This window comes from Kineococcus indalonis, from assembly GCF_009906395.1.
Lineage (GTDB): Bacteria > Actinomycetota > Actinomycetes > Actinomycetales > Kineococcaceae > Kineococcus > Kineococcus indalonis.
The window spans coordinates 1-7,716 of the sequence record NZ_JAAALM010000162.1 but is presented as its reverse complement, the minus strand read 5'-3'; the positions used below and the strand labels follow the sequence as shown (position 1 = coordinate 7,716).

At 72.8% G+C, this 7,716-nt stretch carries 7 protein-coding genes and 1 pseudogene; all 8 read right to left on the bottom strand.

Features of this window, described 5'->3' with window-relative positions; translation table 11 throughout:
* Positions 1-3,540: DNA polymerase III subunit alpha (gene dnaE, locus GTR00_RS09960; protein WP_166611472.1), on the bottom strand; the 3,540-nt coding region annotated here is incomplete at its 3' end.
* A 98-nt stretch (positions 3,541-3,638) separates the two neighbouring features.
* Positions 3,639-4,562, bottom strand: coding sequence for an RluA family pseudouridine synthase (locus tag GTR00_RS09955; RefSeq protein ID WP_166611471.1), 924 nt, complete (start codon positions 4,560-4,562; stop codon positions 3,639-3,641).
* On the bottom strand, positions 4,555-5,100 hold the full coding sequence (lspA, locus tag GTR00_RS09950) for a signal peptidase II (protein WP_166611470.1): 546 nt from the start codon (positions 5,098-5,100) through the stop codon (positions 4,555-4,557). The genes GTR00_RS09955 and lspA overlap by 8 nt, the downstream gene beginning before the upstream one ends.
* Before the next feature lie 87 nt (positions 5,101-5,187).
* Positions 5,188-5,583, bottom strand: coding sequence for a TraR/DksA family transcriptional regulator (locus GTR00_RS25730; RefSeq protein ID WP_323132375.1), 396 nt, complete (start codon positions 5,581-5,583; stop codon positions 5,188-5,190).
* 321 nt (positions 5,584-5,904) lie between these two features.
* Positions 5,905-6,534 (bottom strand): DivIVA domain-containing protein, encoded by a 630-nt coding sequence (locus GTR00_RS09940; protein ID WP_166611468.1) that lies wholly within the window; start codon positions 6,532-6,534, stop codon positions 5,905-5,907.
* A gap of 100 nt (positions 6,535-6,634) precedes the next feature.
* Complete coding sequence (locus tag GTR00_RS09935; protein ID WP_166611467.1) at positions 6,635-6,937, bottom strand: YggT family protein; 303 nt, start codon at positions 6,935-6,937, stop codon at positions 6,635-6,637.
* Between the two features lie 73 nt (positions 6,938-7,010).
* Complete coding sequence (locus tag GTR00_RS09930; RefSeq protein ID WP_166611466.1) at positions 7,011-7,556, bottom strand: cell division protein SepF; 546 nt, start codon at positions 7,554-7,556, stop codon at positions 7,011-7,013.
* Positions 7,557-7,627: 71 nt separating this feature from the next.
* Positions 7,628-7,716 (bottom strand): annotated as a pseudogene (locus GTR00_RS26345) (YggS family pyridoxal phosphate-dependent enzyme); the annotation flags it as partial.

Below are 7,716 nucleotides of genomic sequence, written 5' to 3'. Positions count from 1 at the left end.
GGCGAGGCACGTGGGCCCGAGCAGCGCCTTGAGGTCGCCGAACAGCGCAGGGCTCGGCGTCACGCGCAGCGCGTCGTCCAGCCGCATGAGGGTGCCGGACCCCCCGCCGGCCTTCGTCAGCCGCAGCCGGACCTCGGTGGTGCCCGGGTGGGTGGTGAGCACGTCGCGCAGCCGCTCCACGACCGGCGGGGTGCAGCGCGCCGTGGGCAGCGAGACGGTGACGGGCATGCCGTCGGTGGCGCTGACGTCGGGCACCTGCAGCTCGGAGGCGTAGATCGTGGGCACCTCGTCGCGCCGGTTCAGGCGCCCCTTGACGACCACGACGAGGTCCTCGGCCAGCAGCGGGGCGACCGTCAGGTACGACTGGGGGAAGAACAGGCACTCGATGGCGCCCTCGAGGTCCTCCACCGTGACGATGGCCCACTGGTTGCCCTGCTTGGTCATCTTGCGCTGCAGGCCGGTGATCATCCCGGCGATGGTGATCTGGGAGCCGTCGGGGCGGGACTCGTCGGCCGTCAGGGAGGCGATGGAGCAGTCCGAGGCGTTGGCCAGCAGGTGCTCCAGACCGAACAGGGGGTGGTCGGAGACGTACAGGCCGAGCATCTGCCGCTCGTGCGCCAGCAGCTCGCCCTTCTCCCACTCCGGCAGGTCCGGGATCTCCACGGTGAACCCGCCGCCGGCCTCGCCGTCGCCGCCGCCGAGGCCGGCGAACAGGTCGAACTGGCCGATGGCCTCGTTGCGCTTGACGTCCACGACGGCGTCGACGGCGTCCTCGTGCTTGGCGACGAGGGCGCGGCGGCGGTGCCCCAGGGAGTCGAACGCGCCGGCCTTGATGAGCGACTCGATGGTGCGCTTGTTGCACACCACCGCCGGCACCTTGGTGAGGAAGTCGGTGAAGGACTCGTAGCGGCCCTTCTCCGCGCGGGCGGCGACGACCGCGTCGACGACGTTGGCGCCGACGTTGCGGATCGCGGTGAGGCCGAAGCGGATGTCCTTGCCGACGGGGGTGAAGTTGGCGCTGGACTCGTTGACGTCGGGCGGCAGCACCTGGATGCCCATGCGGCGGCACTCGTTGAGGTACAGCGCGGACTTGTCCTTGTCGTCGCGCACGCTGGTGAGCACCGCGGCCATGTACTCGGCCGGGTAGTTCGCCTTCAGGTACGCCGTCCAGTAGGACACCAGCCCGTACGCGGCCGAGTGCGCCTTGTTGAAGGCGTAGTCGGAGAAGGGCACCAGGATGTCCCACAGGGACTTCACCGCGGCGGCGGAGAACCCGTTCTCCTTCATGCCGGCCTCGAAGCCGACGTACTCGGCGTCGAGGACCTCGCGCTTCTTCTTGCCCATCGCGCGGCGCAGCAGGTCGGCCTTGCCGAGCGTGTACCCGGCGACCTTCTGCGCGATCGACATGACCTGCTCCTGGTACACGATCAGGCCGTAGGTGGTGGAGAGGATCTCCTTGAGGGGCTCCTCCAGCTCCGGGTGGATCGGGGTGATCTCCTGCTGGCCGTTCTTGCGCAGCGCGTAGGCGGTGTGGGAGCCGGCGCCCATCGGCCCCGGGCGGTACAGGGCGCCGACGGCGGAGATGTCCTCGAAGTTGTCCGGGCGCATCAGCCGCAGGAGCGAGCGCATCGGGCCGCCGTCGAACTGGAACACGCCCAGGGTGTCGCCGCGCCCGAGCAGCTCGTACGTCGCCGGGTCGTCCAGCTCGAGGGACTCCAGGTCGACGGGGTCCTTGCCGTTGAGCACGACGTTCTTCAGGGCGTCGTCGAGGATCGTGAGGTTGCGCAGGCCCAGGAAGTCCATCTTGACCAGCCCGAGCGTCTCGCACGTCGGGTAGTCGAACTGCGTGATGATCGCGCCGTCGGCCTCGCGCTTCATGATCGGGATGAGGTCGATCAGCGGCTCGGAGGACATGATGACGCCCGCGGCGTGCACGCCCCACTGCCGCTTCAGCCCTTCCAGCCCGCGAGCGGTGTCGACGACCCGCACGACCTCCGGGTCGTTCTTGTACAGCTCGCGGAACTCCCCGGCCTCGGAGTAGCGCTTGTGGTTCGGGTCGAAGATGCCCGAGAGCGGGATGTCCTTGCCCATGACGGCCGGCGGCATCGTCTTGGTGATGCGGTCGCCCATGGCGAACGGGAAGCCCAGGACGCGCGAGGAGTCCTTGACCGCCTGCTTGGCCTTGATGGTGCCGTAGGTGACGATCTGGGCGACGCGGTCGGTGCCGTACTTCTCGACGACGTACTGGATGACCTCACCGCGCCGGCGCTCGTCGAAGTCGACGTCGAAGTCGGGCATCGACATGCGCTCGGGGTTCAGGAAGCGCTCGAAGAACAGCCCGTGCCGCAGCGGGTCCAGGTCGGTGATCTTCATGGCGTAGGCGGCCATCGAGCCGGCGCCGGAACCGCGGCCCGGGCCGACCCGGATGCCGTTCTCCTTGGACCAGTTGATGAAGTCGGCGACGACGAGGAAGTAGCCGGCGTACCCCTTGGAGACGATGACCTCGATCTCGTAGTCGGCCTGCTTGCGCACGTCGTCGGGGATGCCGTCGGGGTAGCGCTTGGCCAGCCCGCTCCAGACCTCCTTGACGAACCAGCTCTCCTCGTCCTCCCCCGCCGGGCAGGGGAAGCGCGGCATGTACGCGCCGGTCGACTCGGTGAACTCGACCTCGCAGCGCTCGGCGATGAGCAGCGTGTTGTCGCAGGCCTCGGGGTGGTCGCGCCACAGGTGGCGCATCTCCGCCGGGCTCTTGAGGTAGAACTCGTCGGCGTCGAACTTGAAGCGCTTGGGGTCCGCCAGCGTGGAGCCGGACTGCACGCACAGCAGCGCGGCGTGGGCCTGCGCGTCCTCGGCCTTCGTGTAGTGCAGGTCGTTGGTGGCGATGAGCGGCAGGTCCAGGTCCTTGGCGAGCTTGAGCAGGTCGTCCTGCACGCGCTTCTCGATGTCCAGGCCGTGGTCCATCAGCTCGCAGAAGAAGTTGCCCGCGCCGAAGATGTCGCGGAACTCCGCGGCCGCCGCGCGCGCCTCGTCGTACTGCCCCAGCCGCAGGCGCGTCTGGACCTCCCCCGAGGGGCAGCCGGTGGTCGCGATCAGTCCCTGCGCGTACGTGCTGAGCAGCTCGCGGTCCATGCGCGGCTTGTAGAGGAACCCCTCCAGCGAGGCCAGCGAGCTCATCTTGAAGAGGTTGTGCATGCCGGTGGTGTTCTCCGCCAGCATCGTCATGTGGGTGTACGAGCCGGAGCCGGAGACGTCATCGCCGGAGCGGGTGCCCTGGTCGCCCCACTTCACGCGCGTCTTGTCCTGCCGGGCGGTGCCCGGGGTGAGGTAGGCCTCCACGCCGATGATCGGCTTGACGCCGTGCTTCTTGGCGGTCTTCCAGAAGTCGTAGGCGCCGAAGACGAAGCCGTGGTCGGTCGTGGCCACCGCCGGCATCCCCATGGCCGCGGCCTCCCGGAAGAGGTCGTCGACCTTCGCCGCACCGTCGAGCATCGAGTACTCGGTGTGCACGTGCAGGTGGGCGAAGGAGTCGGCGGATGCCATGGTGAGGCGCCTCCTGAGGGGTGCAGCGGGGGTGGTGCGGGATCGATGGTAGGCGGCGTCCCGGACAGGTGCGGGGCGCCTCGCCGGGCGGGCCGGCGTCAGTCGGCCAGGCGCTCCAGCGCGGTGGCCAGGTCGGCCGGGTAGGAGCTGGTGAACTCCACGGCCCGCCCGGTGCCGGGGTGCTCGAAGCCCAGCCGCACGGCGTGCAGCCACTGGCGCTGCAGGCCCAGGCGCGCCGCCAGCGTCGGGTCCGCCCCGTACGTCAGGTCCCCCGCGCACGGGTGGCGCAGCGCGGAGAAGTGCACGCGGATCTGGTGGGTGCGCCCGGTCTCCAGGTGCACCTCCACCAGGGCGGCGGAGCGGAAGGCCTCCAGGACCTCGTAGTGCGTCACCGAGGGCTTGCCGTCGGCGGTCACGGCGAACTTGTAGGCCGCGCCCGGGTGGCGACCGATCGGGGCGTCGATCGTGCCGCGCAGCGGGTCCGGGTGGCCCTGCACGACCGCGTGGTAGACCTTGTCGACCGTGCGCTCCTTGAAGGCGCGCTTGAGCGCCGAGTAGGCGTGCTCGCTCTTGGCCACCACCATCAGCCCCGAGGTGCCCACGTCCAGGCGGTGCACCACGCCCTGGCGCTCGGCGGCGCCCGAGGTGGCGACGCGGTAGCCGGCGCCGGCCAGGCCCCCCACGACCGTCGGCCCGGTCCAGCCGGGGCTGGGGTGGGCGGCGACGCCGACGGGCTTGTCCACGACCACGAGGTCGTCGTCGTCGTGCACGACGGTCAGGTCCTCGACGACCTCGGCCACCAGCGCGGGCGCGGACGGCGGGTCGGGCACCTCCACCTCCAGCCAGGCACCGGCCCGCACCCGGTCGGACTTGCCGGCCGGGGAGCCGTCGATGAGGACCCCGCCGGCGGCGGCGATCTCGGCGGCGCGGGTGCGCGACAGGCCCAGCAGGCGGGAGAGGGCGGCGTCGACGCGCTCGCCCTCCAGGCCGTCGGGGACCGGCAGGCTGCGGGACTCAGGCACGGGACTCCTCCCCCGCGCCGCGCGCGCGGCCGGGCTCGCGGGTGCCGTCCAGGCCCACCCCGCGCAGCGACATCAGGGCGATGAGGACGGCCGCCGCGCAGATGCCGGCGTCGGCGACGTTGAAGATCGGCCAGCGGGGCAGCTCCAGGAAGTCCACCACGTGCCCGCGGGCGAACCCGGGCTGGCGCAGCAGGCGGTCGGTGAGGTTGCCGGCCGCCCCGGCCAGCAGGAAGCCGAAGGCGAGGGCCCAGCCGGTGCTGCGCAGGCGCCGCACCAGCCACAGCACCACGACGACCACGGCGACCGCAACGGCGGTGAAGACCCAGGTGGCCCCGGTGGCGAAGCTGAACGCCGCCCCGGGGTTGCGGATCAGGTGCAGCTGCAGCAGGTCCCCGACGAGCGGCTCGCGCACGCCGGGCTCCAGCCGGGCCACGGCCAGCACCTTCGTCACCTGGTCCAGCGCGTACACGAGCAGGGCGAGGGCGAGGGCCAGGGAGGTGCGGCGCGGGCGCGCGGCGGGCGGCGGTGAATCGGTCATGGCCGCACGAGTCTCCCACGACCGCCGCGGCGGAGGTTCCCCCACGGCCCCCGGCGCGCCCGGACGGGCGCACCGGGGGCGCGGACGTCAGCGGCGCTCGCCGCGCGCCTTGCAGGTCACGCAGAGCGTGACGCGGGGGAAGGCCTGCAGGCGGGCCTTGCCGATCGGCCCGGTGCAGGACTCGCACACGCCGTAGGCGCCGGAGGTCATCCGCACCAGCGCCCGCTGGGTCTGCTCCAGCAGGTCGCGGGCGTTGTTGGCGATGGTCATCTCGTGCTCGCGGCCGGCCGTGGCCGCGCCGTGGTCGACCTGGTCGTCGCCGGCGCCCTCGCCGCCCGCGGCGACCAGGGCGGAGAACGAGGTGGTCGCCTCGGCCAGCTGGCGCGTCAGCCGGCCGACCTCCTCCTCCAGCTCGGCGCGGACCTCGTCGAGCTCGGCCGGCGTCCACGCCTCCTCGCTGCGCCCGACCGGGAGCTCGCGCACCGCGGCCGCGCGCGCCGCACCGCCCGAGCGGGCGCGCGCCGCCGTGCCCGAGGCCGCGCCGCGCCGCGTGGTCGCCGTTCCCGTAGCCGCAGTGCCCACAGTGATCCCCCTCCGCTGGACGCGGCCGCCTGCCGCGTGCCGGGAACACTAGGGATATGACTGTCCGTAAGCAAGTGGAAACAGGAAGTCACCCAGTGGCGGGTCGACGTGGACCCGCACCACCCGCCGCACCGCCGGCCGCACCGCCCACCACGACGACGTGCCGCCACCCCGTCGGGGTGGCGGCACGTCGCGGGACCGGCGGCTCAGCCGGCGGGCGCCTCAGCGGGTGACGGCGTCGTCCGGCACGACCCGGCCGGCGCGGCGCAGCTCCTCCAGCTGCCCGGCGATGAAGGACTCCAGGTGCTCGCGGTAGGTGCTTTCGCGGCCGTGCAGCTGCGCGATGGCCTCCTCCAGCTGGCGGCGGCGCCCCTGCAGCTCCTCCAGCGTGCGGTCGCGCTGGACCTCGGCCTCCGAGACCGTCCGCTCCGCGCGCTCGCGCGCCGCGGTCAGCAGGGCGTCGCGCTGCTGCTGGCCCTCGCGCACGTACTCGTCGTGCAGGCGCTGCGCCAGGGCGATCACGCCGGCGGCCTGCGCGGCCGGGCCGCCCTCGGCACCGGGGGAGGCGGCGGCCGGGACGGGTGCGGGCGCCGGCACCGCGGCGGCGGCGTCCACGGCGACCGGCGCGGCCTGCCCCTCGGCGGTCTCGGCGACCTCGGTGCCCGACAGCTCCGCCACGCGCGCGCGGCAGCGCTGCAGCTGGGAGCGGAGCTCGTCGTTCTCGGCGTTGAGGCGTCGCAGCTCGGTGACGACCTCGTCCAGGAAGTCGTCCACCTCGTCCTGCGCGTACCCCTCGCGCACCCGCGTGGGGTTGAAGCGCTTCTCGACGACGTCTTCCGGGCTCAGCGGCATGGGGCTCACCTCTGTCGACGGCCGCCCCGGCCGGACGGCGCACCAGGCGACACCGTAGCGGACGGCGCACCCGGCACCGCCAGGGCCGCGCGGACGCCCCTCAGACCACGGAGGCGGCGCTCAGCCGGCCGAAGACCGACATGAGGATCGAGCACAGGATCGCCAGCACCAGGAAGGCGAGGTCCAGCTGCACCGCCCCCAGGCGCAGGGGCGGCAGCACCCGCCGCAGCACCTTCAGCGGCGGGTCGGTCACCGTGTAGACGGCCTCGGCGCCGACCAGCACGGCACCGCGCGGACGCCACTCGCGCGAGAGGGCCTGGACCCAGTCCAGGACCAGGCGCGCGATGAGGCAGAGGAAGAAGAGCAGGACGACCAGCTGCAGGAGCGAGAAGACGAGGGCCACGCGTTCATCCTGCCTGACGACGGGCGCCCCGGGGGCCGGGCAGCGCCGACGCCGGCCTCCGCACGGGTGATCCTCAGGACTGGTTGAAGAAGGTGCGCTCGGCGGGGCGCTCCTCCTCCTGCGAGGCGACCTCGACGTTCTGCGGGGAGAGCAGGAACACCTTGTTGGTGACGCGCTCGATCGAGCCGTGCAGGCCGAAGACCAGGCCGGCGGAGAAGTCCACCAGCCGCTTGGCGTCGCCGTCGCTCATGTCGGTGAGGTTCATGATCACCGGGACGCCGTCGCGGAAGCTCTCGCCGATGGTCTTGGCCTCGTTGTACGTGCGCGGGTGGATCGTCGTGATCCGGTGCAGTTCCGGAGCGCTGCTGACCTGCGGCACCACGTGCGCCACCTGCCTCCTGATCGGGGTCACCTGACCCGTGGTCTCCGTGCGGCGCTCCGCGACCGGGGCGGGGTCCACCTGACGCACCTCGGGCCGGGACTCGTGCCGCGGGGCGGGGTGGGCCCCGCGCGCGGTCTCGGCGCGCTCGCGGGTGGGCTCGACCTCCGCCTCCTCGGCGTAGCGGTCGTCCTCGGCGAGGCCGAGGTAGACCATCGCGTTGCGCAGTGCGCCGGCCATCGCAGTCTCCTCGGGTGGTGTTCCGGTCTCGGGTGCCGCCGCGGCGGCGGTGCCGCCCGGCGTCGGCGACGTTACCGCGCCGCCGGACGAGTGCCCAGGACCGCGCTGCCGACACGCAGGTGTGTCGCCCCGGCGGCCACCGCGGCCTCCAGGTCCCCGC